We start from the raw sequence: 24864 nt of genomic DNA, 5'->3' as shown, positions 1-24864 counted from the left end.
ACTGATCGGATCAAAAGCCACAGGGACCAGAAATGAACCAGCCAATCATTAATACCTCTCCCAAGGTCTCTGACGAGGTCAGAAAAACAACCTGCTACATGTGTGCCTGCCGTTGCGGGATCAATGTGCACATGAAAGACGGCAAGGTTGCCTATATCGAAGGAAACCGAGATCACCCGGTCAACAAGGGCGTGTTGTGCGCAAAGGGCTCGGCGGGGATCATGCAAGTCAACGCCCCCTCGCGTCTGCGCGCACCGCTAAAACGCGTCGGCCCGCGCGGCTCAGGTGAATTCGAAGAAATCAGCTGGGATGAGGCGCTTGAGATCGCGGTCGGCTGGCTGAAGCCAATCCGCGAGGACAATCCCGAGAAACTGGCGTTTTTCACTGGTCGCGACCAGAGCCAAAGCTTCACCAGCTTTTGGGCCCAGAATTTCGGCACCTGCAACTACGCAGCCCATGGCGGGTTCTGCTCGGTCAACATGGCGGCGGGCGGCATCTATACGATGGGCGGCGCGTTCTGGGAATTCGGCCAGCCGGACTGGGATCACACGAAGCTGTTCATGCTGTTCGGTGTGGCCGAGGATCACGATTCGAACCCGATCAAGATGGGCATCGGCAAGATCAAGGCGCGTGGCGCGCGCGTGATCGGGGTGAACCCGATCCGGTCAGGCTACAACGCTGTTGCTGACGACTGGGTGGGGATCACGCCCGGCACTGACGGATTGTTCATCCTATCGATGATCCACGTGCTGATGAAGGCGGGCAAAATCGATCTCGACTATCTCAGCCGCTACACCAACGCGCCGGTTCTGATTGACGCGTCCGAGGGCCCGACCAAAGGCCTGTTCCTGCGCGACGCGGATGGAAAACCTCTGGTCATTGACCGCAACACCGGCGAACTGACGGCATTCGACAAGCCGGGCGTCCGCCCCGACCTGTCTGCCACTTACGAAAAAGATGGCGTAACCCACCGCCCGGTCTTCCACTTGATGGCCGAGCGCTATCTGAGCGATGAATACGCTCCGGAAAAAGTCGCCCAGCAATGCGGCATCCCTGCCAAGCGCATCCGCGCCATCGCAGGCGAGCTGGCCCGCGTCGCCTTTGACGAAGCGTTCGAGCTTGATCAGGAATGGACCGACTTCCGCGGTGAAAAGCACACCAAGATGATCGGTCGCCCGGTCGCGATGCACTCGATGCGCGGTGTCTCGGCCCATGCCAACGGTTTCCAGACCTGCCGCGCGCTGCATGTCCTTCAGATTCTGCTGGGCACGGTCGAGGTTCCTGGCGGCTTCCGTTTCAAACCGCCCTACCCCAAACCGGTCGAGGCGCACCCGACCCCGCACTGCAAGGTGACCCCGAATTCACCATTGGACGGCCCGCATCTGGGCTTTGTTCAAGGCCCCGAGCATCTGGCGCTGAAAGAAGATGGCAGCCCCGCGCGGATCGACAAGGCATTCACCTGGGAAAACCCGATGTCCAGTCACGGGCTGATGCATATGGTGATCTCGAACGCGCATGCGGGCGACCCCTACAAGATCGACACGCTGTTCATGTATATGGCCAACATGTCCTGGAACTCGACCATGAACACCAAAGGTGTCATGGAGATGCTGACGGACAAGGATGAGAACGGCGACTATGTGATCCCGCATATCATCTATTCCGACGCTTACAGCTCGGAAATGGTGGCTTATGCCGATCTGATCCTGCCCGACACCACCTATCTGGAACGCCACGATTGCATCTCACTGCTCGACCGCCCGATCTGCGAGGCGGAAGCGGCGGCAGACGCCATCCGCTGGCCCGTGATCGAACCCGACCGTGACGTGCGCGGCTTCCAATCTGTGCTCATCGATCTGGCCAACCGTTTGGAACTGCCCGGCTTCACCAAAGAGGATGGCAGCGCCAAATGGGTGGATTATGCGGACTATATCGTCAATCACGAACGCAAGCCCGGCATCGGCCCCCTCGCCGGCTTCCGTGGTGAAAACGGCGATAAGGAAGGCCGAGGCGAGGTCAACCCCGACCAGTTGAACCGTTACATTGAGAACGGCGGCTTTTACGTGGCGCATATTCCCGAAGGTGCGGACTACTACAAACCGTGGAACACCGCTTATCAGGACTGGGCCGTAGGAATGGGCATCTATGACAGCCCACAGCCCTACCTGTTCCAGCTCTATTCCGAACCAATGCGTAAGTTCCAATTGGCCGCCGAGGGCCATGGTGAGCGTCAGCCGCCCGAGCACCTGCGCGAGCGGATCAAGGAAACGCTGGACCCAATGCCGATCTGGTATGAAACCGACCAGCACGGCAACGAAGGCTTCACCGTCAACGCGCTGACCCAACGCCCAATGGCGATGTATCACAGCTGGGGCACCCAGAACGCTTGGCTACGCCAGCTGCACGGCCGAAACCCGCTCTACGTTCCGACCAAGCTGATGCGCGAGCATGGGCTGCAGGATGGCGACTGGGCAAAAGTGACGTCTCCCCATGGTGAGATCACAGTGCCAGTGATGGAAATGGCGGCGCTGAACGAAAACACCGTCTGGACCTGGAACGCGATCGGTAAACGCAAAGGTGCGTGGGCCTTGCAGGAAGACGCGCCCGAGGCCACCAAGGGTTTCCTGCTGAACCACCTGATCCACGAACTTCTGCCCCCCAAAGGCGACGGTCTGCGTTGGGCCAACTCTGACCCGATCACCGGTCAGGCCGCGTGGTTCGACCTCAAGGTCAAAATCGAAAAGGCCGCGGCACCTTCGGATTCAGAAAGCCAGCCGGAATTTGCACCAATCAAATCTCCGGTGGGCAAAGGTCCAAAGGACTTGGCATGGAAGGTGGGCAAATGATCCGATCCGCTCTTCATCTGGCCCAAAATACCTCGGGGTCTGGGGCAGAGCCCCAGCCCGCCCTCACCACTAACGCGGAGGCAAGGCAGTCATGACCCAACTTCCCCAATCTACTGAACGCAAGATGGGTCTGGTCATCGACCTGGACACCTGCGTCGGCTGCCATGCCTGCGTGATCTCGTGCAAAGGCTGGAACACCGAAAACTATGGCGCACCCCTGTCTGATCAGGACGCCTATGGCGCGAACCCGTCAGGCACCTTCCTGAACCGGGTGCATTCCTACGAGGTGCAGCCCGCTGAAGGTCATGCGCAGCTCATCCACTTCCCCAAATCCTGCCTGCATTGCGAGGACGCGCCCTGCGTCACCGTTTGCCCCACCGGGGCCAGCTACAAGCGGGTCGAGGATGGCATCGTTCTGGTGAACGAAAGCGATTGCATCGGCTGCGGCCTGTGCGCGTGGTCCTGCCCTTACGGCGCGCGCGAGCTGGATCAGGCCGAAGGGGTGATGAAAAAATGTACCCTCTGCGTCGACCGGATCTACAACGAGAACCTGCCCGAAGTGGACCGTGTCCCATCCTGCGTGCGCACCTGCCCGGCCGGAGCCCGCCACTTTGGCGATCTGGGCGACCCGGACAGCGATGTCAGCAAACTGGTCGCGGACCGTGGAGGCATGGACCTGATGCCCGAGATGGGCACCAAGCCCGTCAACAAATACCTGCCGCCGCGACCCAAGGACAATGTCGAAGAACAAATCGACATCCTCGCGCCGCTGTTGGCGCCGGTCGCCGAAGAACCCAAAGGGTTCCTTGGCTGGCTGGACAAGACTCTGGAGAAGCTCTGATGCATCCCGCACCCTCAGTTATCATCTTCACAACCCTGTCGGGGCTAGGCTTTGGCCTTCTGTTCTTTCTGGGCCTTGGCCTGCCGGACGTCTCGGGCTGGGTGGCCTTCGTATTCTTTGCCATCGCCTATGCGCTGGCCGTGGGCGGACTTATGGCCTCGACCTTCCACCTCGGCCACCCGGAACGGGCAATGAAAGCCTTTACCCAATGGCGCTCCAGTTGGCTCAGCCGTGAAGGCTGGTGCGCGGTCATCGCGCTAATCGTCATGGGGCTTTATGCCATCGGCGTGGTCTTTCTGGGCCAACGCTGGAGCCTTTTGGGCTGGATTGGCACGTTGTTCTCGCTGGCGACCGTTTTCACGACCTCGATGATCTATACGCAGCTCAAGACCATTCCGCGCTGGAACATGAACCTAACACCGGCCATGTTCATCAGCTTCAGCCTTGCAGGCGGCGCGTTGTTGGCCGGACAAACGAGCATCGCGTTGCCGCTGTTGCTGATCGCTGCACTGGTGCAGGTCCTGTACTGGAAGAAGGGTGACACGGCGCTGGCGGAATCCGGCACCGATCTGGGCACTGCAACGGGTCTTGGAGATCGCGGTACAGTACGCGCCTTCGAGCCGCCGCACACCGGCACCAACTATCTGCTGCGCGAATTTGTGCACGTGGTAGGCCGAAAGCACGCCGAGAAGCTGCGGATCATCTCATTTGCGCTCGCCTTTGTTCTGCCGGTTGTCCTGCTGCTGTTGCCGTTCAGCCATTTCCTGGCGCTGTTGGCGGTGGCTTCACATCTGGCAGGCGTCGCCACCTCGCGTTGGCTGTTCTTTGCGCAAGCTGAACATGTGGTCGGCCTGTATTACGGGAAACGATAGGGGGCGCTGCCCCCGTCGCGGCAAGCCGCGCCTCCCCCGAGGTATTTCTGGCCAGATGAAGTCTGGATCCGACACAAAAAATGGGCGGCACCCGGGAATCGGGGCCGCCCTTTGAATTTCTAATCAGGTTTTAAATCAGGCCTGCGCGAGCCATCGCCGCATCGATTGCGGCTTTGGTGCTGTTTTCCAGTTCGGCCATGGGCGAACGAACCTCTTCGCTGCACAGGCCTAATTTGCTAAGCGCGTACTTGGCGCCAACGAGGCCCGGCTCGATGAAGATCGCTTCGTGCAGCGGCATCAGACGGTCCTGATACTCCAGCGCTTTGGCATAGTCTCCGTCCAGCGTGGCTTGCTGGAATTCCGCGCACAGTTTGGGCGCGACGTTCGCCGTAACCGAGATACAGCCAACCCCACCATGCGCGTTGAAGCCGAGCGCTGTCGCGTCCTCGCCGGACAACTGGCAGAAGTCAGCGCCACAGCTTGCACGCTGCTGGCTGACGCGAGCCAGATCACCGGTGGCGTCTTTCACACCGATGATGCGCGGCAGTTTCGCAAGCTCACCCATGGTTTCGGGCGTCATGTCGATGACCGACCGTCCGGGGATGTTGTAGATGATGATCGGGATGTCGGCGCAATCATGAAGGGCACGGAAGTGCATCACCAAACCCTTCTGGGTCGGCTTGTTGTAATAGGGCGTCACGACCAGAGCAGCCGCCGCGCCCACACGCTCGGCGAATCGGACAAAGCGAATGGCCTCAACCGTGTTGTTTGACCCGGCACCAGCAATAACAGGGACGCGACCCGCGGCGGCTTTGACAACTTCAGCCACGACGATTTCATGCTCTTCATGGCTTAGCGTTGGGCTTTCACCGGTCGTACCGACGGGGACCAGCCCGGTCGAGCCTTCCTGAATCTGCCATTCAACCAAACGTTTGAGCGTATCCAAGTCCAACTCGCCGTTTTTGAACGGGGTGACGAGGGCTGGCATAGAGCCTTTGAACATGACACGCTCCTTAGGTGCAGTTTGTATTTTTTGCGTCGCGGAAGGTCAGGAATTTCGCTTTCTTGAGTTGATCCCGACGGCGCAAGGTTTATCCTGAATGGCTGTATCCTTGGTTGGTTGGGGAATGCAAGGGATGACACGCTTTCTGGCGGTTTTGGTGGCCGTGATTCTGGTTTCGGGCACACAGGTGCGGGCCGACGCGGCAGGAGATCTGCGGGCCGGCATGAATGAGATGCGCAAGGGTGACTGGAACGAAGCCCTGCGCGTTTCAGGTGCGCGAGGGTCGGTGACGCGGGACATTATCGTTTGGCACTGGCTGCGCGAAGGATTTGGCAGCTCGGGCGATGTTCTGGTCTTTCTGGACCGCCGCCCCGACTGGCCAGGCTTGGCCTGGCTACGCCGCAAGAGCGAGCCGGTGTTCACCGGGGCCGACCCGGATCGTGTTCTGAAGTTCTATGCCGATGTGCCGCCGCAGACTGCCGAGGGCGCATTGAACTATGCGGTCGCGCTAATGGCCAAAGGTCGTCAGGGCGACGCTGAGGCGGATATCGTCACCGCCTGGCGGACGATGCCAATGGGTTCCGGTCTGCAGAAAGACTATTTGGAGAACTTTGGGAAGCTGCTGAAACCCCATCACGCCGCAAGGCTGGACCGAATGCTGTGGGACAATCATTTGGTCAGCGCGGGACAAATGCTACCTTTGGTCAGTTCGGATCAGCGCAAACTGGCCGAGGCGCGGATTGCTCTGCAGAAACGGCAACCCGGTGTCGACGGCAAGGTGGCCGCGGTTCCGAAGTCGCTGGCGGATTCACCCGGGCTGGCCTTTGACAGGTTCGTCTGGCGCGACAAGAAGGAGCTGGACGACAGCGCAATCGATCTGATGCTGGCGCGCTCGATCGGTCCTGATGCATTGGGCGAGCCGGACAAATGGGCCGAAGGACGGCGACGTCTGGCCCGGTTGGAGATGCGAAATGGCGACGCCAGCCGCGCCTACAAGATCGCCGCCAATCACCACATGACGCCCGAAATGGGCTATGGCTATGCGGATCTGGAGTGGCTTTCCGGCTTTCTGGCCTTGCGCAAACTGAACGATCCGGCCACGGCCGTCCGACATTTCCAGAATTTCTCGGAGGCAGTGAAATCTCCGATCTCGAAAGGGCGCGGTGGATACTGGCTGGGCCGCGCTTACGCGGCACAAGGCGATGCTGATAAGGCCTATGACGCCTATGCGATGGGCGCGGATTATCAAACGTCTTTCTACGGTCTGTTGGCCGCGGAACAGATCGGGCGGCCTTTTGATAGCGAGTTGGCCAACCCACGACGTGCGCCACACTGGAAACAGGCTGAGTTTTCGAACTCCAGCGTTCTGGAGGCCGGACTGCTGCTGCTGAAAGCAGATGAAGACAACCTGTCGGAACGTTTCCTGACGCATCTGGTCGAAGAACTGGACCCGGTTCAGGCCAATCAGCTTGGCGATCTGGTGATCGAACTGAAACAGCCGCATCTGGCCGTGATGATCGCCAAACGTGCTGCGACTTATGGCACCGTTCTGCCCGCGGCCTATTACCCGGTTCACCCGGTCGCCGATATGGGGCTGCCTATGGCCAAAGAGATGACGCTGGCCATCGCCCGCCGCGAAAGCGAGTTTGATCCGGTTGTCATCAGTGGCGCGGGCGCGCGGGGGTTGATGCAGGTCATGCCTGCCACAGCAAAACTGGTCGCCAAGGAATTGGGCATTCTAAGCGGTCATAAGACAATCAAGCTGACTTCGGACTGGCAGTACAACGCCAAGCTAGGCGCGAATTACCTGTCCAGCCTCGCCGCTGATTTCAACGGCAATGTCGTGATGATGGCGGCAGGGTATAACGCGGGTCCGCGCCGCCCAATCTCGTGGATGCAGCGCTATGGCGATCCGCGCGCGGGACAGATCGACGTGGTCGACTGGATCGAAACGATTCCGTTCAGCGAGACCCGAAACTATGTGATGCGGGTCGCAGAAAGTCTGCCGGTCTATCGCGCCCGCTTGGGTGAGCCTGCTCTGCCCATTCCGTTTTCGCAGGAACTGGTCGGGTCAACCCTGGCGTCGTTCGCGCCATAGGGTGAACAGACCGGCGGCCACAACCAGTGCTGCGCCTATGACCACCTCGGGGCGCAGCGTCTCGCCAAAGATCGAGATGCCGAGAATGGCGCTCCAGACCAGATGGAAATAGGCGAAAGGCTGAACCGCGCTGGCCTCGGCCATTTCATAGCACTTGATCAGCAGCCAGTGCCCCAGAACACCGCTGACGCATAGCACGGCCATCCATGCCCAGTCGGCTTGGGCCATAGGCTCCCAGAACCACATGCCGACCAGCGTCATTGCGACGGCCCCGCTGACACCGGTCCAGAAAAAGCTGGTGGCCGTGCTGTCACGACGCGACGCATATCGCGTCAGCAATCCGTAGACCGCAAACATCAGGGCCGAGATCAGCGGCACGATGGCCCATGGGTTAAACACGCCGATACCGGGCTGCAGAATGATCAGAACACCGATACAGCCGACCCCAATCGCAGCCCACCGCCGCCAGCCGACTTGTTCACCCAGAACCGGCCCGCTGAGCGCAGCAACCAGCAACGGGTAGCAGATGAACACGGCCATCGCATCGATCAGGCCAAGAACCGTGAAGCTGAACACCGCGACACAGATCTCGGCGGCCAAAAGCAAGCCACGGAAGATCTGCAACTTGAGCTGGCTTGTCCGGGTGGTTGCCTTCAGCCCGCCGGGCGCGCGGGCGGCTAAGGCGATCACGAAGGCTGCAAAGAACCAGTATCGGATCATCACCACCATGTAAGTGTTATACGTGCCGGCCAAATGGCGCGAGATACCGTCTTGCAGCGCAAAGACGATGGTGGCCCCGATCATCAGCGCAATGCCAGCACGTGTGTTATTCTGCTGGGTCATGGTTTGACCGCGCGCGTCATGTGGCGTTTGCGGCCATAGCCGGGCGTGCGGGTAACAGCGAAACCGGCCTCCTCCAATCCGCGTCGCACGAAACCTGCTGCCGTGTATGTTGCTACAGTGCCGCCCGCTGCGGTGTGATCGGCGACGTGCTGCATCAGATCCGCCTCCCAAAGCTCGGGGTTTTTGGCCGGAGAGAACCCGTCCAGAAACCAGGCATCCGCCGACCCCGCCCATGCGGGCAAGGTTTGGCGTGCGTCGCCTTCGACAACCTCCAGCTGCAGCGTGCCCAGATCGCACGTTCCGCCCTGCCACTGCGCCAGAAACCGTTCCGCCCACGGCGCTAGTTCGGGGAAGGCCGCCAGCGCGCGGGCCATATCCTCAGGCTCCATGGGGTATGCTTCGAAACTGGTAAAGGTCAGCGGCGTGGTCTGGCCCGCATTCTCCCATTCCGACCAGACGGTCAGCATGTTCAGGCCGGTGCCAAAGCCCAGTTCGGCGATGTGAAAACCCGGCGCGAACCGCGCGGGTAGGTCATTGCCTGCCAGAAACACGTGCCGCGTCTCTTCCAGCCCGTTTTGCAACGAGTAATAGGGGTCGTCAAAACGATCCGAGACGGGAATCTGATCCTCGGTCCAAGTCAGTTCGGCACGCTGGTCTGCCATCGGGGAATCCTGTAGCTAAGCGGCGCGACACTGAACAAGGAAAAGGGGAATGGCAATGGTCGATGTGACGGTGCGTGGGGCTGGCATCTTTGGTCTCTCCATCGCATGGACCTGCGCCCGGCGCGGCGCAAAGGTTCAGGTCGTCGATCCGTTTGGCCCCGGCGCGGGGTCCAGCGGCGGGCTGGTCGGCGCGCTGGCCCCGCACGTGCCCGAGAACTGGAATGCGAAGAAGGCCTTTCAGTTCGACAGCCTGATCATGGCCGAGCCGTTCTGGAAGCAGGTCGAGGCGACAGGTGGCGTTTCACCCGGATATGCCCGGCTGGGCCGCTTACAGCCTATCGCCGATGAGCGCATGCTGACGCTGGCCCATGCCCGCGCAGACACGGCGGCCGAGCTGTGGCAGGGTCGCGCAGAATGGCGGGTGGTTGAAACCGCTGAGGTTGGCGCTTGGTGCCCGCCCAGCCCCACGGGTTTTGTCATCCACGACACCCTCAGCGCCCGCATGCATCCCCGCCGCGCCTGCGCCGCATTGGTCGCAGCGCTGGCCGTTATGGGTGTCGAGGTCATGACCGAAGCGCCGGACCATGGGCAGGTTGTCCACGCAACCGGATTGGCCGGATTGCAGGAACTGAGTGAAGCGTTGGGCAAAACTGTTGGCAATGGTGTCAAAGGACAGGCCGCGCTGCTGCGGTTTGACGCTGGCGAGGTGCCGCAGCTGTTTGCTGACGCGATCCATTTCATTCCGCATGCGGATGGCACACTGGCGATCGGCTCGACCTCGGAACGGGACTATGACGATCCGACCAGCACGGACGCAGCGTTGGACGATGTGTTGGACCGCGCCATGCGCGCGGTGCCGGTTCTGCACGGCGCAGAGGTCATCGAAAGATGGGCAGGCGTGCGCCCGCGCAGCAAAAGCCGCGCGCCGATGTTGGGCGCGCATCCGTTGCATCAAGGACAGTTCATCGCCAACGGAGGCTTCAAGATCGGCTTTGGCATGGCTCCGAAAGTCGCCGAGGTCATGGCCGATCTGGTTCTGGACAACCGTGATACGATCCCAGACGGTTTTCGGCCCGAGGCGTCACTCTGACTGCGGCAGCGCCTCAGCGGTCATGCATTGCCGACCATCGGGTCCGCGCACCCACATCACCTGACCGTTCCGACACAAGGTGGCCGTTTCAAAATGCATCAGCGGCGACGACGCCCGGAATGAAAACTCTGCCAGCGGTCCCATCAGGTCTTCGGCAAACAGCATCAGAAGCTGAGCCAGCAGCGGGCCATGGACCACCAGCCCGTTATAGCCTTCGACATCGCGCGCATAGTCCAGATCATAGTGGACACGATGCCCGTTGAAGGTCAGCGCTGAGTAGCGGAACAGAAGCGTGGAGTCGAAAGCGACCTCTCGCTTATCAGTTTCATCCGTACGCGCCACAGGGGGGTTGGGCTTGATGTCCGTCTTTGAAGGGTCTTTCCGATAGACCAGATCTTGCCATTCGGTCAGGCAAAGATGGCCGTCCTGTGAAACCTCATGCCGCAACGTGACAAAGCCCAGAGGTCCTGTTCGTCCAGTTTTTGAAGTCGCACTTTCCTGAACAGAGCGGCGCTGCGCCATCGAACCCGCAACAAGGGGTTTGTGAAACTGCAGACGGCCGCCGGCCCACATCCGGCGCGGCAGGCCCATGTCAGGGATCAGACCGCCCCCGACCTTCGGATGCCCATCCCGTCCCAAACCTGAGGGAGGCTGGGGCGTCCAGAAATACAACTGGTGGAAAAAGGGCGGCAGCGGGTTGCCCGCCCCGATCCGTTCCTCAAACCCAAGCGCCGCCTGCAGCGCGGCGGCGCGGGCCGGGTCCATCACATCGGTCTGTATGTCCTGCGTCATGGCGGCAGATTAGGCAAACCGAAACGCCCCGGCAAGCGGTGTTGCGCGATCAGAACCCGGCCTCGGCCCGTAGTTTCTGCATCAGTGTCCGCAACGAATTCTCATAGCGTTCGCTGCGCAGTTTGCCATCCTCGTCAAACTCGTCCGAGCTGCTGGCCAGATGGATTTCAGGCCCCTGCAGTATGCGAGGTTGAAACGGTACCATATAGCTGCGCAGGATCATCTGCGCCCGCTCGCCTCCCGCGCGACCCGCGGCAGCCGACATCACGGCAACCGGCTTGTCAGCCCAGGGGCGGCCATCGGTGCGGCTGACCCAATCCAGCGCGTTTTTCAGAACACCCGACGGGCCCTTGTTGTATTCCGGGGTGGAAATGATCACCGCATGCGCCTGTGCGATCTGATCGGACAGGGTTTGCACGGCTTCGGGAATGCCCTCGCCATCCTCAAGGTCACCATCATACAGAGGCAGGTTCAGGTCAGCCTCGATATGCGTACCGGGTTCAAACAACCGCGCCGCTTCGCGCAGCAGCTTGCGGTTGGTGGCACTTTGGCGCAACGAGCCGGACAGGCTCAGCAGGATGGGTTCAGACATTGGGAAACTCCGCTTTGGTGTTTGGCCAATAGCTAGCTCAAGTCTGGCGCGGACCAAAGCCCGGATGACGCGCAGTCAATGTGCGAAAAAGGGCACCCGAAGGTGCCCCAAGCATTACGTGTTCCCGTTGGGGATGATCTCGATATCGACGCGGCGGTTCTGAGCTTTGCCTTCCGGCGTCAGGTTCGAGGCAATGGGGCGGCTTTCACCCTGCCCGACCGTCGAAATACGAGCGCCGCTGACGCCATTCGCCTGCAGAATGTCCGCCACGGCGCGCGCGCGACGTTCTGAAAGGCCCTGATTGTAGGCCGCATCACCGTCACTGTCGGTATTGCCGACAACCTGAACGTTCGAGTTGGGGTAGTTCACCAGATTCTGTCCCACCCGCACCAGATCCGCCCGAAGCGCCGGACGTACGGTCGCGCTATCGGTGTCAAACGTAATATCATTCGGCACAGTCACGATCAGACGATCACCGGCGTTGGTAACGATGATCCCCTGGTTGGCCAGTTGCTGGCGCAGTTCAGCTGCTTGCTTGTCCAACTGGTTCCCGATCAGGCCACCACCTGCCGCGCCAATCGCGCCACCGGCCACCGCGCCCAACAGCGGGTCTGAACCGTTGGCGATGGCACCGACGCCTGCGCCGATCAGGCCACCCAGAATTGCGCCTTGCTTGGCATTCTGATTGGGATCCGAGGGCAGGTTCAGCGTACCGGGATCGGTACAGGCCCCCAAAAACATGGCCGAGCACAGCCCGGCGGCAACAGCACACTTGGAAATCGTCATGAAATCACCTTCTGCTCTGGGCCCGTTCATCGGACCCGCTTTGTTTGGGGCAGTATATCGCGCCCCCCCGGCTTAGGCTCAAGCAACAATCAGGTGAAGTCGGCAATTTGCCGCCGTTCCGCGGCGTCCCATTCGGTCTGGTCTTGCCAGATTGCTCGCAAGGGCGCGCCCTGACCGCAAAAGTGTTCCTCTGTCATTTCGCAGGCCCAAATTCTGTCCGTGCGAAAATGGCGAAACCCGCCCCGCAATTCACACCACGCAGCCAACATGGTGCATTCGATGTGGTAGATCAGCGCGACAGGCCGAACGATCCGCTCGGTCCGCTCGCCTTCGGCGTTTACATAGGTCAGGCGGATCTTGCGCTCGGCGCGGATGGCCTCGCGGTAGTTCACCACGGGCACGCAGCCCTTGGCGGGGTCATCCATCGGCGCGCCCCAGGGGGCGACCTGCAGCCAGTCTGCAGGGGCGCGCAGCGCATCGATCTTGCGACACACTCGGTCTGCGGCCTGTTGCAAGGTGCTGTCACCGGTGCGCGCCAGCATCGATAGCCCGACCCACAGCGCCTCGACCTCTTCGGCATCGAAGTTCAAAGGCGGCAGGTCATAACCGCGCCGCATCAGGTATCCCACGCCGGCCTCACCTTCGATCGGGGTACGCTGTGCCTGCAATGCGGCGATGTCGCGGTAGACCGTGCGCACCGACACCTCAAGCTTTTCAGCCAGCGCTTCGGCTGTCACAGGCGCCTGAGCTGCGCGCAGGATCTGGATAATTTCAAAAAGGCGGGTCGAGCGGCGCATGGGGTTCTCCGGGCAGTCTGCTGACACTCTAGCACAGCCCCCTGACAAGGTGGTGTCAGGAGTGATCGGTGATCTTTGATGAACCAACCAAAGGAGGTCGATCATGCCAAGCCGCGACAATCACGTGATGATGACACTCAAACTGGATCGCTGGGCGCAGGATCACACCTTGCGTGCCTTCGAAATCGAACAAGAGATCATGGCTGCGCGTCAGCCCTGCGCGCCGCGTAAACGAACGAGACGGTTCTCTCTGGGCAATCTCAAGATGCTGTGGACCAGCACCGCCTGAGATCAGAAGTCAGCCGGGGCGCGGAATTTCATGGAAACTCCGCCCTCGGGACTTTTCAGGCGCAACTCTTCCGAATGCAGCATCAGCCGCGGGAAATCCCGCGCTGACCCTTCAGCATAGAACGGGTCCCCAAGAATGGGGTGGCCCAGCGCCTGCATATGAACACGCAGTTGATGGGACCGCCCGGTTTTCGGAAACAGCCGGACGCGCGTGGTCTCACCTTCGTATTTGACAACCCGCCAGTCCGTCACGGCAGGCTTGCCCGTCTCATGGCAGACCATCTGACGCGGGCGGTTGGGCCAATCCACGATCAGCGGCAGATCGACGGTACCGGTCTTTGCCTCGATACGACCCCACACGCGCGCAACATAGGTCTTGCGGGTCTGACGTTTCTCGAACTGCATGCTCAAGTGACGCTGAGCGTGCGGTGTCTGCGCAAAAACCATGACACCTGACGTATCCCGGTCCAACCGGTGCACGAGCAACGCCTGAGGAAACGCTGCCTGCATGCGGGTCAGCAGACAATCGGCCAAGTGCTCTCCGCGTCCTGGCACGGACAACAACCCCGAAGGCTTGTTCACCACGATCAGTTGCGTATCCTCGTACAGCACGTCCAACGGCGTTTTCGGGGGATCATAGGTCTCGCTCATGCGCGCCTGCCTAACGCAGGGCGCGACTTCCCGCAACGTCGGGCTTGCCTGAACGGATCAGTTCAGCAACTCTCGGGCCAAAGCGGAGGAGAGACCATGCACCCCACAATCGCGCGCATGCAAGAAGTTGTTGCCAAAGGCGATGAAAGCCTGATTCACGAATTGCTGGCCGAGGATGTGCGGTTTTCCCCGCCCACCTATTACAGCACCTGGACCGGGCGCGAACCGGTTGCCGCTGTGTTGGGGCATGTTGGCCAGGTGTTTTCAGACTTCCACTATCGCCGGATCATGGGCGATGGCAACGACTGGGCGTTGGAGTTTCAGTGCAAGGTTGGCGACCTGGACGCGGTTGGTGTCGATCTGATCACCCTCAACGACGATGGCTTGATCGAAACGTTCGAAGTGGTCATGCGCCCTTATAAAACCATAGGCGCACTGCGCGAAGCAATGATGGCCCGGGTAATGAAAGACCCGCGTTTCCTGGAATACAAAAACGCGCTCAGCTGACCATGCCCGCCCCCATCGCCGCCGATCAGATATTGCGCGTCCCTCTGCTGCCTGTTTTGGCGGCACAAGCGGTATCCGTGCGCCGCAAAGCCCAACAGTTGCCTGAACCTCTGGGCCCGCGCGCAGGACGAGAGGGGCGTGGGCCTCGGCTGCGGCTGTTGATTGCGGGTGACAGTTCAGCGGCGGGTGTCGGAGCAGGTCGACAGCAGCAGGCATTGTCAGGATTTCTGGTCGCTCGGCTGGCCAGACATTACAGTGTCGAGTGGCGGCTCGAGGCCACAACCGGCCACACGACACAAGATACGCTTGAGCGGCTGGAGCGCCTTGAAGGCCGCTTTGATGCAGCCGTGACAGCCTTGGGCGTGAATGATGTCACCCGTGCTGTCACGCAACAGAAGTTCACCACGTTGCAGACCCGTTTGCTGGATCATCTGACGAACGCTCTGGGTGTACGCCGCGTCGTTGTGACGGCTGTACCGCAAATGGATCGGTTTCCGGCGCTGCCGCAGCCTTTGGCCTGGGTTCTGGGGCGTCAGGCCGCCCGGCTGGATCAGGGACTGAAACAGGTCGCCGCAACGTTTCCTCAAGCGCGCCACCTGTCCGTGACCTTCCCGGATGATCCGGCCCTTGCCGCCCCTGACGGGTATCACCCCAGCCCGAAAGCGTATCGCTTGTGGGCGGACGCAGCGGCTGATCTGATCCGTCAGGCCTGACGCTTCATCTGACGGATCATCGGGATCGTATAGACAATCAGCGCGGCCCAGATCAGCGGGAAGGCGATCATACGGCCCCGGTCGATGTGCTCTCCGAACAAGGTGATCGCGGTGACAAAGATCATCGTCGGCGCGATGTATTGCAGAATTCCCATGGTGGACAGCCGAACCAGTTTGGCTCCGTTGGCGTAAACCAGCAGCGGAACCGCGGTAACGATGCCCGCGCACGCCAGCAGTGCGGTATCCTGAGCCGCTATGCCAAAATGGCCGGTGCCCTGTGCACCCAACCAGGTGATATAGACCAAAGCCGGGATCAACAGGATCAGTACCTCTAGCAAAAAGCCCTGATTTGGACCGATTGGCAGTGAGCGTTTGAAGAACGCATAAAACCCCCAGCTGACCGTCAGCCCCAGCGCCGCCCAAGGCAACCGACCCGCCTCGACAATCAGTACCAGCACACCCAAAGCGGCCAATCCGACCGCCACTAATTGCGTCCGAGTCAACGGCTCGCGCAGCAGGATCGCTCCCAAGGAGATGCTAAACAGCGGGTTGATGTAGTAGCCCAGCGCAGCGTCCAAGGCATTTCCACTGGCGATGGCCCAGACATAAATGGCCCAATTCACCGAGATCAAAGCGGCCGTCAGGCACGCCATTCCCAGCATCTTAGGATTCTGCAAAGCGGCCTTCAGGTCTTTGGTTCGACCCAGCGCTATCAGCAACAACCCCGCCACAGGCACCGACCAGACAATCCGATGCGCCACGATTTCGACCGGCCCGATATGAGCCAACGCTTTCATGTAGAGTGGCAGAAAACCCCACAACGTGTAGGCCGTCACCGCAAGGGCAAGACCCTTGGGCGTGTCCTCGTTCTGTGGGGGTGTCGCGACTTCCGCCATCTTTGGCCTCCGGCTGATACCGTTTGTCTTTACGGCAGGTCAGGCGGGTTTGAAAACTGCGAAAACCGTGAACTCTCACATCAACAAAATTGATAGCCCAACAAAAAAGGGGCGCCGAAGCGCCCCGTTTCCAGATTTACAGCGTTAAACCTTAACGCGTTCCGATTTTGGGTCGTACATCGGCTTGAGCGAGGCTTCGGCTTTGACTTTGACGCCGCAGACGTCGATCTCGTACGTCGAGGCCAGCACGTCCGCCGCCTTTTCGCCTTCGCAGGGCACATAGCCCAGACCAATCGCGCCACCCAGCGTGTGGCCATAGTTGCCCGAGGACAGATAGCCCACATACTCACCGTCCCGAATGATCGGCTCGTTGTGAAACAGCAGCGGTTCCGGGTCGGTCAGCTTGAACTGGACAACGCGATTGTGAGGTCCGCTTTCCTTGCGCGCGATCACCGCCTCGCGGCCGATGAAGTCGCAGCCCTTGTCGACCTTGACGGCAAAGCCAAGACCGGCGTCGACAACGTTGTCCTCGCAAGTGATGTCGTGGCCGAAGTGACGGAAACCCTTTTCGATCCGGGCACTGTCCATCATATGCATGCCGCACAGCTTTAACCCCATGTCCTGCCCTGCTTCGTGCAGGGTTTCGAACACGTGGCCGGCCATATCGGATGAGACGTAGATTTCCCACCCAAGCTCACCGACATAGGTCACGCGGTGGGCACGGGCCAGACCCATACCGATCTCGATCTCCTGCGCGGTGCCAAACGGGTTGGTCGCGTTGGTGAAATCGTTGGGCGAGACTTTTTCCAACAGATTACGCGCATTCGGGCCCATGATCGCCAGAACGCCTTCGCCCGCCGTGACATCGGTGATGACAACGTTGAAATTGCCCGCATGGCGCTGCATCCACGTCTGGTCGGCCAGACGGGTCGCCGCCGGAGTCACCACCAGATAAGAGGTCTCGGTCAGGCGCGTGACGGTCACGTCCGCCTCGATCCCGCCTGCGCGGTTGAGGAACTGGGTGTAGACAATCTTGCCATTGGCCACCGAGTAATCGCCGCCGCCGACATAGTTCATGAACGCTTCGGCGTCGGGACCGTCGACGCGGATTTTGCCGAACGAGGACATGTCGTACATGCCCACGTTCTCGCGCACAGCTTTATGTTCAGCGGCCGAATTCTCGAACCAGTTCTGGCGCTTCCAGCTGTACTGGTATTCCCGTTCTTGCCCTTCATTCGCGAACCAGTTGGCGCGTTCCCAACCTGCTAACTCGCCCATGACTGCGCCCTGCTCCAGCAGGTGGTGATGGAACGGGGTGCGGCGCACGCCACGCGCGGTGGCTTTTTGGCGATAAGGGAAGTGGTCTGCATAGAGCAGGCCCAGCGTTTCCTTCGAGCGTTCGAACAGGTACTTCTTGTTTCCCTGAAACGGCTGCATCCGGCTGATGTCGACATCACCCAGATCGAACGGTTTCTCACCGCTGTCCATCCACTCGGCCAGCGCCATTCCCGCGCCACCGGCGGATTGGATACCGATCGAGTTGAAGCCCGCTGCAACCCATACATTGTCCATCTCCGGCGCGAGACCCAGGTAATAGGCGTCGTCTGGGGTAAACGACTCGGGTCCATTGAAGAAGGTATGAATCCCAGCTTCGGCCAACATCGGCATACGGTCGACGGCCTTTTCCAGGATTGGCTCAAAATGGTCGAAGTCTTCCTGCAACTGATCGAATTCAAACGAGTCCGGAATGCCATCCATCGCCCATGGCTTTGATTCCGGTTCAAATGCGCCCAACAGGATTTTGCCTGCGTCTTCCTTATAATACGCATACTCATCCGGCACGCGCAGAACCGGCAGTTGGGTCAAGCCGTCGATATTCTCGGTCACGATATAGAAATGTTCGCACGCATGCAGCGGAACGTTTGTTCCCGCCATGCGGCCCACTTCGTGGCCCCACATACCCGCGCAGTTCACCACCATATCGCATTCGATATGACCCGATGCGCTGCCGTCGTCGGCAACCCAGTCAACGCCGGTCACCTTGCGGCCTTGCTTGACGATGTCGGTGACTTTCACGCGTTCCTTGACGATACCGCCGCGCTGACGCGCGCCCTTGGCCAGCGCTAGTGCGATGTTGGCCGGATCACCCTGACCGTCCAAGGGCAGGTACACCGCGCCTTTGACGCCTTCGAGGTTGATATGGGGATACAGCTCCTGCACACGCTCGTTCGAGATCTCTTCGACCTCAACACCAAAGGCGCGCGCCATGGCAGCCTGACGATAGATCTCTTCTTTACGCTCTTCGGAGAGGGCAACAGTGATCGATCCGCAGCGCTTGAACCCTGTGGCTACGCCGGTCTCCTCTTCAAGCGAGCCGTAAAGTTCCTGACTGTACTTCGCCAGCTTGGTCATGTTCGCTGTCGCGCGCAGCTGCGCGATCAGACCGGCCGCATGCCAGGTCGTGCCGCTGGTCAGCTGCTTGCGCTCCAGCAGCACTACGTCTTTCCAGCCCTTCTTGGTCAGGTGATACGCCACCGAACATCCGATGACGCCGCCACCGATGATGACCACGCGGGCCTTGTTTGGAAGATCAGCCATTGTGAATGACTCCGCATTATGAGTTTCCACCCAAAATGCCATGAAAGAGCGACGCAGAATGCATGAAAAACGTCAGCTCTTTTGCGAAAATCACCGCTGTTTGACTTGTCGTTTTTCGCGCCTCAGAACAAAGGGCGTCACGCCGAAAAAGCTTTTGTAGACTGACGAGAACCCATTGGGGAAACCGCAGGCAAGACCGATATCCCGCACGGTCATCGTGGTGTTCAGCAGAAGGTTGTTCGCCTTGGCCAACCGCATCTCACGATAAAACCCGTTGGGCGTTGTTCCGAAATAGGTTTTGAATTTGCGCTCCAGCGACCGGTTCGACAGGTTCAGCGCCTGGACGATTTCGTTAATAGGCAGCGGATCTTCGATATTGGCCTGCATCAGTTTGATACACTGATCCAGCTTGGCATCGCCGGTCGCGGTGGTCTTTGAACCAGAGAACGGCTGCAGAGATGAGAAATCACGAATGTTTTCGTGCAACATGATATCAGCTACCGTCATTCGAGTCGGCCCGGATATGTGACGCCCGATCACGGCCAAGGCCACATCGGTTGTGGCCTCCATTCCGGCGCAAGTCACAACGGCGCCTTGTTCTGTTGCAATGGACAGCTTGGCCTCGAATCGCGCTCGGCGCTCGCGCAGGAAAGACGCGTTTTCCCAATGGGTCGACATGTCCTCGGTGCCGTGTTCGTCGATGTAACGACTCGCAGCTTCGGCCAACAGAAAGACTTGTGCGCCGCGGAAGGTGTAATCCGACACGATCCGCCCAAGCGACAGGTCCGGGTGGTCAGGATCAGAGTTGCCAATGACAAACAGGTAGTCTGCGTTGGGCTGCGCTGGGACGCGCTCGGTCTGCACCGTCGCGTCGCTGCTGCTGGCGATCGGTCCCCCCCTCAGCGAGCGGTAGGTAAAGGTGAAAGGCGGGTTCGGGCAAACGCGGTTCGCCAGACGCAGCACTTCGACCAATGACGCCAGCTCCAACAGCACGTAGCCGGGCGCAACCACGATATCGAAGTGGTGCTGGCGGTTGACGGTTGAAGGTTTTGGCGTTGCGGGCATCGCGTTCCTCTCAGACGATCCGGTGCCCGGCGGCGCGCAGGCTGTTGGCGAGGGCCTCGATGTGGTCGGGGCCCACTTCGCAGCACCCGCCGACGATCGTGGCGCCTTGGGCAATCCAGGCCATGGCGTGATCGGCGTACACTCTGGGTCCCAGATCTTGTCGCTGCTCCAACGCGTCAACGGTTGGCGCGTCTTTCAAAAACCCCTCGGATATCTCAGTGAACCCGTTGGCATAGGCCCCGAAGGGCCGCCCCATCGTAGCCAGAATGTCCAAGGCCGCCGGAATAGCCTCGGGTCGCGAGCAGTTGATCAATACGGCGTCAGGATTGTACCGCTCCACCAGTGGCGCGACATCCGAGAGCGGCTCGCCAGATCGCAGACGTGTGCCATCGTCGTCCATCACCGTAAGCGCAAGCCAGACAGGCTTCCCTGCCTTCTCTGTACCGCGCAGGGCACCTTCGGCTTCCTGCACGGAAGAGACTGTTTCGATCAGAAACAGATCGACGTCATTGGCCATGAGTTGAACGATTTCCGCGAACTTTTCTGCGGCTTGTTCCACGTCTGGCTTCAAATCGGGTCGGTAAGACGCCAGCAACGGTCCCAGCGCCCCAGCAACGCGCCCTTTGCCACCGTCCCGAGCCTGGCAGGCCTGCGACACTGCCACGCCAATCAAGTCGGCCAGTTGATCTTCTAACCCAACGCGTTCCAGTCGCGACCGGTGAACCGCGTAGGTGTTGGTCGTCGCAACGGTCGCGCCCCGGCGAAAATAGTCCGCGTGCACGTCTCCAACCAGATCCGGATAGTCCATCATCACGCGCGTTGACCACAGCGGGGTCGCCCTGTCCCCGCTCCGTTTGACCAGTTCCTGCCCGATTGAGCCATCCAGAAGTGTGATGTCCGCCATGTGCCAATCTCCTTACGGAATAAGTACGAGTTTTCCCGGCAACGCTTTGGACTGAAAATCCTCTTGCGCTTTGGCAATGTCTCTTAGCGGATAGGTCTTGGAAACCAAAGGTTTGATGCGACCCGTATTCATCATCTCGACAAGGCGGCCAAAGACGTCAAAGGCCTGATGTGTGCAGCCGTGAATGGTGATGTCCCGCAGGTAAATGTCGCGCAGATCGGCCTCGACGATCGGACCGGCGATCGCGCCTGAAACGGCGTAGTGCCCGCCGGGTTTCAGAGCCAGGATCAAGCCAGGCCACGCCGGTCCGCCCACGACGTCAATCACTACGTCGAACAAATCCTTGGGAAGCGGTGCATTGCGGTCGTAGGTGCCTGATGCGCCCTGCGACTTGACCACATCGGCCTTGGCCGGGCTGGTGACACCCCAGACCGAAGCGCCGCGCAAGGCTGCCAGTTGCACCGCAGCAAGGCCCACCCCGCCCGAGGCCCCGGTGATCAAAACCTTTTGCCCAGAGGTGACACCGGCGCGGGTCAGAAGGTTTTCGGCGGTGCCAAAAGCGCACGGGATTGCAGCGACTTCGACATCTGACAGCGGGGAAGCGGTAACGTCGTACAGGTCGTCTGCCTCAACAAGGCAATATTGTGCGAACGCTCCGTCGGTTTCGGACCCTAAGGCGATAAACGCCGCCGGGTGGCCCGGGCGTGGACGGGGCAGGTTAATCGGGCAGGTCACCCGTTGCCCGACCTTAAACCCGGCCTCTGAGCCAGCGAGTTCAACGATACCGCACAGGTCCCCGCCCTGAATCCGGGGGAAGGTCAGCGCCCCGCCCCAGCCACCTGCGTCAACGTCCTGATCGACCTCATCCGTGGCACCCGTAACGTCCGAAGAATACCATCCGATCCGCGTGTTTATGTCGGTGTTGTTGACACCCGCTGCTGCGACCCGCACCAAAACCTGACCCGGACCGGGCGTTGGCACCGGAATATCGTCGCGCCATTCCAGCGCTTCGGGACCACCGTGACGCGTGAGATGAACGCCTGCCATCGTGGTTGGAATTGTCATGCTTTAACCTTTGTCGTCTGGATGCGCTGGCACGGGTCCCATCGGAACAATGTCATATTTCGCATTCAATGCGGCCATTTTCGCCTCGTCCGCGAAATCAGCCTCATTCATCGTTGCCAGCTCTGCCAGAAAACCATCAAACCCCGAGGGCTGAAAGATCATCAGCATTCGGGCAGGCGCTGCGTTCGCGACGCGGGAGGCATGGGGTACTCCGGGCGGAACATGAATCGTTGTACCCGGCGTGCACCGGTGCCAGTCGCCATCGACATAGAAATCCACCTCACCTTTCAGGAAATAGAAAGTCTCGGCGTGGGTATCATGGCGATGAAGGCCAAGCGCGAAGCTGGCCTTCAGATTGTCTTCCATGAGCGTATATGCGCCATCCGTGTCCTGACCGGAAACCTTCACAAAGGTATGGTCATTTTCCCAGTCATAGTTGGGACCCTCACCGGGTCCCTGTTTGGCGTATCGTTTGCTCATGGCGGTCTCCGCAAGAGGTTAAGCGCGCAACCGCTCGTTCTCGGGATCCCAGAGCGGTTGATCCTGCTCTACCACAGCGCGGCACTTTTGGCCGTAGATTTCGACCTCAAGCTCGGTGCCGGGGTTCGCAAGCTCGGCCTTGATCATGCCCAGCGCGATGGATTTGCCAACGCGGTATCCCCATGCGCCTGAGGTGGTCTCACCCACGATCTGATCGCCTTGCCAGATGCAGGACATATACGGCGCGTCGCAATCGCCCGCATCCACGGTCAGCGTGACAAACGACTTCTTCACGCCCTGCTGTTTCTCATTCAAGATCGCGGCCTTGCCCGGGAAGTCCTGCGGCTTGTCCAGTTTGACGAACCGCCCAAGACCCCCTTCCAGTAGCGAGTAGTCGGTCGACAGGTCGCCCTTCCAGGCACGGTACCCCTTTTCGATGCGCAGCGAGTTCAGAGCATACATCCCGAACGGTTTGGCACCGGCATCGATGATCGCGTCATAGATCGCAGGCATATGCTCGTTCAGAGCGTGGACTTCCCATCCCAGCTCACCCGCAAAGGAGACGCGGATCAGATAGGCGGGCTGGCCTGCAACGGTGGCCGACTGGTGCGTCAGCCATCCCGAGGTCAGATCAGCATCCGTCATACCCGACAGGATCTCACGCGATTTCGGACCAGTGACGATCAGCGTGTCGCGTGTCGTGGTGACATCCTCAATCGAAACACTTGCGGGCATCGCGTTCATCAGGATGTCACGGTCATGCCACTGCGCAGTTGCGGCAGTGATCATGACGAACTCATCCTCACCAAGACGGATGCAGGACATCTCGGTCAGAATGCGGCCACGGTCGTCGGAGATGTAGATGAGGTTCATCCGGCCGACCTTGGGCAACCCACCGGTTGCGAGGCCGCGCAGCGCCTCAGCGGCGCCCTCTCCCTTGACCATGAAGCGCGAGAAGCCTGGCAGATCTAGCACGCCACAATGGTCTCGCACGGCCTCGCATTCTTCTTGGATCCGCTGCTCCCACGGGCCGGACCGGCCCCAGGTATGGGTCGCCTCAAGCGATGTGTCATCGCCCGGCTTTGCGAACCAATTGGCCCGCTCCCAACCGTTATAGACACCCATCACGCCGCCCAGCGCTTTGACCTTGTCATGCACCGGCGACAGTTTTTTGTCGCGTGCGGCGGGCCATTCGTGATGGGGGAAGTGCATGGCATATTCGTTGCCATAGACCTCCATGCCCTTTTGGTTGCAGTAATCCTGATCTGTGTAATCTGTGTAACGGCGCGGATCGACGGCCCACATGTCCCATTCGGTGTGACCATCGACGATCCATTCGGCCAGTACTTTGCCTGCGCCACCGCCTTGAGCGATGCCGAAGGTAAAGCTGTGTGCCTCGAACGCGTTTTTGACGCCCGGCATCGGACCAATCAGAGGCAGCCCATCCGGCGCATAGGGGATCGGCCCATTGATGACGCGACCAACGCCCGAGGTTGCCATCAACGGCACGCGTTCCATCGCGTCGGTGACAATATCCTCGATCCGGTCCAGATCATCGTTCCAAAGTTGGAAGCTGAAATCTTCGGGCATTGGATCGTCCTCGGTCATCCAATGGCCCTTGCAGTTGGGCTCATAAGGGCCAAGGTTGAAGCCGTTCTTCTCCTGCCGCAGGTAGTAGGACACGTCCACATCGCGCAGCAGGGGCAGCTTGCCGCCGTTTTCTTTCGACCAAGCCTCGACCTCGGGCACCTCGTCGGTCAGCAGGTACTGGTGGCTCATGACCATCGCAGGCACGGTGCGACCGCCAAAGGGCTTGAACATCTCGCCCACACGCTGCGCGTAATAACCGGCGGCGTTCACGACGTATTCACAGGCGATATCGCCCTTATCCGTGTGCACGGTCCAAGTGCCGTCGTCATGCTGGGTCACACCGGTTGCAGGGCAGAAGCGGATGATTTTCTGACCCATATCACGTGCACCCTTGGCCAGTGCCTGCGTCAGCTGCGCTGGATCGATGTCACCATCGGTCGGGTCGTACAGCACGCCCTCAAGGTCATGGGTTTCAAGGAACGGATACCGCTCTTTGGCCTGCTCGGGGGTCCACATTTCCATAGGAATGCCCTGATAACGACCCATCGACAGGGCGCGCTCAAACTCCTGCATCCGTTCTTTGCTATGCGCCAGACGGATCGAGCCCGAGACATGGTAGTTCATAGGATAGTCGACCTCTTCGCCCAGACGCGAGTACAGTTCGGTCGAATACCGCTGCATGTTCATGATCGCCCATGAGGTCGAGAAGGTCGGCACGTTGCCCGCCGCGTGCCAAGTCGACCCGGCTGTCAGTTCGTTCTTTTCCAGCAGAACGCAGTCGGTCCAGCCCTTCTTGGCCAGATGATACAGCGACGAGGTGCCAACCACACCGCCACCGATGATAACCACGCGGGCTTTTATCGGAAAATCACTCATTGGTTTTGA

At 60.1% G+C, this 24864-nt stretch carries 23 protein-coding genes; 8 read left to right on the top strand and 15 right to left on the bottom strand.

The genetic code is table 11. The annotated features are described in order from the left end of the window. Nucleotides 1-32: 32 nt before the first annotated feature. The 3 genes from GOV53_RS15310 (at nt 33) to GOV53_RS15300 (ending at nt 4559) form a co-directional block, all read left to right on the top strand. Nucleotides 33-2846 (top strand): molybdopterin oxidoreductase family protein, encoded by a 2814-nt coding sequence (locus GOV53_RS15310; protein WP_170468015.1) that lies wholly within the window; start codon nt 33-35, stop codon nt 2844-2846. A gap of 91 nt (nt 2847-2937) precedes the next feature. Next, nucleotides 2938-3687, top strand: coding sequence for a 4Fe-4S dicluster domain-containing protein (locus GOV53_RS15305; RefSeq protein WP_170468013.1), 750 nt, complete (start codon nt 2938-2940; stop codon nt 3685-3687). Continuing rightward, entirely contained in the window at nt 3687-4559 is an 873-nt protein-coding gene (locus GOV53_RS15300; RefSeq protein ID WP_170468011.1) for a dimethyl sulfoxide reductase anchor subunit family protein, read from the top strand. The genes GOV53_RS15305 and GOV53_RS15300 overlap by 1 nt, the downstream gene beginning before the upstream one ends. 130 nt (nt 4560-4689) lie before the next feature. On the opposite strand, the gene dapA is transcribed toward GOV53_RS15300, so the two are convergent. Continuing rightward, nucleotides 4690-5562 carry a 4-hydroxy-tetrahydrodipicolinate synthase gene (gene dapA, locus GOV53_RS15295; RefSeq protein WP_170468009.1) on the bottom strand — a complete coding sequence of 291 codons (873 nt, stop codon included), beginning with the start codon at nt 5560-5562 and terminating at the stop codon, nt 4690-4692. A 133-nt stretch (nt 5563-5695) separates the two neighbouring features. Here dapA and GOV53_RS15290 point away from each other — a divergent pair, with 133 nt between their 5' ends. Then, nucleotides 5696-7660: a lytic transglycosylase domain-containing protein gene (locus tag GOV53_RS15290; RefSeq protein WP_170468118.1), complete on the top strand. Its 1965-nt coding sequence runs from the start codon at nt 5696-5698 to the stop codon at nt 7658-7660. Here the strand turns inward: GOV53_RS15290 and GOV53_RS15285 are convergent. Beyond that, the gene (locus GOV53_RS15285; RefSeq protein ID WP_170468007.1) at nt 7634-8503 is read right to left on the bottom strand and encodes a DMT family transporter; all 870 of its coding nucleotides are present in this window, start codon (nt 8501-8503) and stop codon (nt 7634-7636) included. The genes GOV53_RS15290 and GOV53_RS15285 overlap by 27 nt on opposite strands. Then, a complete protein-coding gene (gene mnmD / locus GOV53_RS15280) occupies nt 8500-9165 on the bottom strand; it encodes a tRNA (5-methylaminomethyl-2-thiouridine)(34)-methyltransferase MnmD (RefSeq protein WP_170468005.1) in 666 nt (221 codons plus the stop codon). Before mnmD ends, GOV53_RS15285 begins: the two co-directional genes overlap by 4 nt. Before the next feature lie 49 nt (nt 9166-9214). Here mnmD and GOV53_RS15275 point away from each other — a divergent pair, with 49 nt between their 5' ends. Next, the gene (locus GOV53_RS15275) at nt 9215-10255 is read left to right on the top strand and encodes an NAD(P)/FAD-dependent oxidoreductase (RefSeq protein ID WP_170468003.1); all 1041 of its coding nucleotides are present in this window, start codon (nt 9215-9217) and stop codon (nt 10253-10255) included. Here the strand turns inward: GOV53_RS15275 and GOV53_RS15270 are convergent. The 4 genes from GOV53_RS15270 to GOV53_RS15255 all read right to left on the bottom strand — a co-directional run bounded on the left by GOV53_RS15270 (nt 10247) and on the right by GOV53_RS15255 (nt 13222). Continuing rightward, nucleotides 10247-11047, bottom strand: a complete 801-nt coding sequence (locus GOV53_RS15270; protein ID WP_170468001.1) for an FAS1-like dehydratase domain-containing protein — start codon at nt 11045-11047, stop codon at nt 10247-10249. The two genes, GOV53_RS15275 and GOV53_RS15270, sit on opposite strands and share 9 nt — an antisense overlap. A gap of 49 nt (nt 11048-11096) precedes the next feature. Next, nucleotides 11097-11639: an NADPH-dependent FMN reductase gene (locus GOV53_RS15265; RefSeq protein ID WP_170467999.1), complete on the bottom strand. Its 543-nt coding sequence runs from the start codon at nt 11637-11639 to the stop codon at nt 11097-11099. A gap of 114 nt (nt 11640-11753) precedes the next feature. Continuing rightward, nucleotides 11754-12425 carry an OmpA family protein gene (locus GOV53_RS15260; RefSeq protein ID WP_170467997.1) on the bottom strand — a complete coding sequence of 224 codons (672 nt, stop codon included), beginning with the start codon at nt 12423-12425 and terminating at the stop codon, nt 11754-11756. Nucleotides 12426-12514: 89 nt separating this feature from the next. Then, nucleotides 12515-13222: a helix-turn-helix transcriptional regulator gene (locus GOV53_RS15255; RefSeq protein ID WP_170427412.1), complete on the bottom strand. Its 708-nt coding sequence runs from the start codon at nt 13220-13222 to the stop codon at nt 12515-12517. A gap of 103 nt (nt 13223-13325) precedes the next feature. Between GOV53_RS15255 and GOV53_RS15250 the strand changes: the two genes are divergently transcribed. Beyond that, the gene (locus tag GOV53_RS15250) at nt 13326-13511 is read left to right on the top strand and encodes a hypothetical protein (RefSeq protein WP_170427413.1); all 186 of its coding nucleotides are present in this window, start codon (nt 13326-13328) and stop codon (nt 13509-13511) included. 2 nt (nt 13512-13513) lie between these two features. On the opposite strand, the gene GOV53_RS15245 is transcribed toward GOV53_RS15250, so the two are convergent. Then, nucleotides 13514-14161 (bottom strand): RluA family pseudouridine synthase, encoded by a 648-nt coding sequence (locus GOV53_RS15245; RefSeq protein ID WP_170467995.1) that lies wholly within the window; start codon nt 14159-14161, stop codon nt 13514-13516. A gap of 96 nt (nt 14162-14257) precedes the next feature. Here GOV53_RS15245 and GOV53_RS15240 point away from each other — a divergent pair, with 96 nt between their 5' ends. Next, entirely contained in the window at nt 14258-14668 is a 411-nt protein-coding gene (locus GOV53_RS15240; RefSeq protein WP_170467993.1) for a nuclear transport factor 2 family protein, read from the top strand. A gap of 2 nt (nt 14669-14670) precedes the next feature. Beyond that, the gene (locus GOV53_RS15235) at nt 14671-15381 is read left to right on the top strand and encodes an SGNH/GDSL hydrolase family protein (RefSeq protein WP_170467991.1); all 711 of its coding nucleotides are present in this window, start codon (nt 14671-14673) and stop codon (nt 15379-15381) included. Here GOV53_RS15235 and rarD read toward each other — a convergent pair. The 7 genes from rarD to GOV53_RS15200 form a co-directional block, all read right to left on the bottom strand. Further along, the gene (rarD, locus tag GOV53_RS15230) at nt 15372-16277 is read right to left on the bottom strand and encodes an EamA family transporter RarD (protein ID WP_170467989.1); all 906 of its coding nucleotides are present in this window, start codon (nt 16275-16277) and stop codon (nt 15372-15374) included. The two genes, GOV53_RS15235 and rarD, sit on opposite strands and share 10 nt — an antisense overlap. 144 nt (nt 16278-16421) lie before the next feature. After that, on the bottom strand, nt 16422-18875 hold the full coding sequence (locus GOV53_RS15225; protein ID WP_170467987.1) for a GcvT family protein: 2454 nt from the start codon (nt 18873-18875) through the stop codon (nt 16422-16424). Nucleotides 18876-18965: 90 nt separating this feature from the next. Further along, nucleotides 18966-19940 carry a GlxA family transcriptional regulator gene (locus GOV53_RS15220; RefSeq protein WP_170427419.1) on the bottom strand — a complete coding sequence of 325 codons (975 nt, stop codon included), beginning with the start codon at nt 19938-19940 and terminating at the stop codon, nt 18966-18968. Between the two features lie 10 nt (nt 19941-19950). Next, nucleotides 19951-20844, bottom strand: coding sequence for a homocysteine S-methyltransferase family protein (locus GOV53_RS15215; protein ID WP_170427420.1), 894 nt, complete (start codon nt 20842-20844; stop codon nt 19951-19953). 12 nt (nt 20845-20856) lie between these two features. Then, a complete protein-coding gene (locus GOV53_RS15210) occupies nt 20857-21909 on the bottom strand; it encodes an alcohol dehydrogenase family protein (RefSeq protein WP_170467985.1) in 1053 nt (350 codons plus the stop codon). Between the two features lie 3 nt (nt 21910-21912). Beyond that, complete coding sequence (locus GOV53_RS15205) at nt 21913-22389, bottom strand: cupin domain-containing protein (RefSeq protein WP_170467983.1); 477 nt, start codon at nt 22387-22389, stop codon at nt 21913-21915. Nucleotides 22390-22407: 18 nt separating this feature from the next. Then, nucleotides 22408-24855 (bottom strand): GcvT family protein, encoded by a 2448-nt coding sequence (locus tag GOV53_RS15200; RefSeq protein ID WP_170467981.1) that lies wholly within the window; start codon nt 24853-24855, stop codon nt 22408-22410. Nucleotides 24856-24864 lie beyond the last annotated feature (9 nt).

The organism is Ruegeria arenilitoris (genome assembly GCF_013035315.1).
Classification (GTDB): Bacteria; Pseudomonadota; Alphaproteobacteria; order Rhodobacterales; family Rhodobacteraceae; genus Ruegeria; species Ruegeria arenilitoris_D.
The sequence above is the reverse complement of the archived record's forward strand: the minus strand, read 5'-3'. Positions and strand labels throughout refer to the sequence as shown.

Excerpts from the sequence above, each read along its gene's own strand:
- GOV53_RS15310 (WP_170468015.1), top strand. The coding sequence starts at position 33 with ATGAACCAGCCAATCATTAATACCTCTCCCAAGGTCTCTGACGAGGTC.
- GOV53_RS15305 (WP_170468013.1), top strand. The coding sequence starts at position 2,938 with ATGACCCAACTTCCCCAATCTACTGAACGCAAGATGGGTCTGGTCATC.
- GOV53_RS15300 (WP_170468011.1), top strand. The coding sequence starts at position 3,687 with ATGCATCCCGCACCCTCAGTTATCATCTTCACAACCCTGTCGGGGCTA.
- dapA (WP_170468009.1), bottom strand. The coding sequence starts at position 5,562 with ATGTTCAAAGGCTCTATGCCAGCCCTCGTCACCCCGTTCAAAAACGGC.
- GOV53_RS15290 (WP_170468118.1), top strand. The coding sequence starts at position 5,696 with ATGACACGCTTTCTGGCGGTTTTGGTGGCCGTGATTCTGGTTTCGGGC.
- GOV53_RS15285 (WP_170468007.1), bottom strand. The coding sequence starts at position 8,503 with ATGACCCAGCAGAATAACACACGTGCTGGCATTGCGCTGATGATCGGG.
- mnmD (WP_170468005.1), bottom strand. The coding sequence starts at position 9,165 with ATGGCAGACCAGCGTGCCGAACTGACTTGGACCGAGGATCAGATTCCC.
- GOV53_RS15275 (WP_170468003.1), top strand. The coding sequence starts at position 9,215 with ATGGCAATGGTCGATGTGACGGTGCGTGGGGCTGGCATCTTTGGTCTC.
- GOV53_RS15270 (WP_170468001.1), bottom strand. The coding sequence starts at position 11,047 with ATGACGCAGGACATACAGACCGATGTGATGGACCCGGCCCGCGCCGCC.
- GOV53_RS15265 (WP_170467999.1), bottom strand. The coding sequence starts at position 11,639 with ATGTCTGAACCCATCCTGCTGAGCCTGTCCGGCTCGTTGCGCCAAAGT.
- GOV53_RS15260 (WP_170467997.1), bottom strand. The coding sequence starts at position 12,425 with ATGACGATTTCCAAGTGTGCTGTTGCCGCCGGGCTGTGCTCGGCCATG.
- GOV53_RS15255 (WP_170427412.1), bottom strand. The coding sequence starts at position 13,222 with ATGCGCCGCTCGACCCGCCTTTTTGAAATTATCCAGATCCTGCGCGCA.
- GOV53_RS15250 (WP_170427413.1), top strand. The coding sequence starts at position 13,326 with ATGCCAAGCCGCGACAATCACGTGATGATGACACTCAAACTGGATCGC.
- GOV53_RS15245 (WP_170467995.1), bottom strand. The coding sequence starts at position 14,161 with ATGAGCGAGACCTATGATCCCCCGAAAACGCCGTTGGACGTGCTGTAC.
- GOV53_RS15240 (WP_170467993.1), top strand. The coding sequence starts at position 14,258 with ATGCACCCCACAATCGCGCGCATGCAAGAAGTTGTTGCCAAAGGCGAT.
- GOV53_RS15235 (WP_170467991.1), top strand. The coding sequence starts at position 14,671 with ATGCCCGCCCCCATCGCCGCCGATCAGATATTGCGCGTCCCTCTGCTG.
- rarD (WP_170467989.1), bottom strand. The coding sequence starts at position 16,277 with ATGGCGGAAGTCGCGACACCCCCACAGAACGAGGACACGCCCAAGGGT.
- GOV53_RS15225 (WP_170467987.1), bottom strand. The coding sequence starts at position 18,875 with ATGGCTGATCTTCCAAACAAGGCCCGCGTGGTCATCATCGGTGGCGGC.
- GOV53_RS15220 (WP_170427419.1), bottom strand. The coding sequence starts at position 19,940 with ATGCCCGCAACGCCAAAACCTTCAACCGTCAACCGCCAGCACCACTTC.
- GOV53_RS15215 (WP_170427420.1), bottom strand. The coding sequence starts at position 20,844 with ATGGCGGACATCACACTTCTGGATGGCTCAATCGGGCAGGAACTGGTC.
- GOV53_RS15210 (WP_170467985.1), bottom strand. The coding sequence starts at position 21,909 with ATGACAATTCCAACCACGATGGCAGGCGTTCATCTCACGCGTCACGGT.
- GOV53_RS15205 (WP_170467983.1), bottom strand. The coding sequence starts at position 22,389 with ATGAGCAAACGATACGCCAAACAGGGACCCGGTGAGGGTCCCAACTAT.
- GOV53_RS15200 (WP_170467981.1), bottom strand. The coding sequence starts at position 24,855 with ATGAGTGATTTTCCGATAAAAGCCCGCGTGGTTATCATCGGTGGCGGT.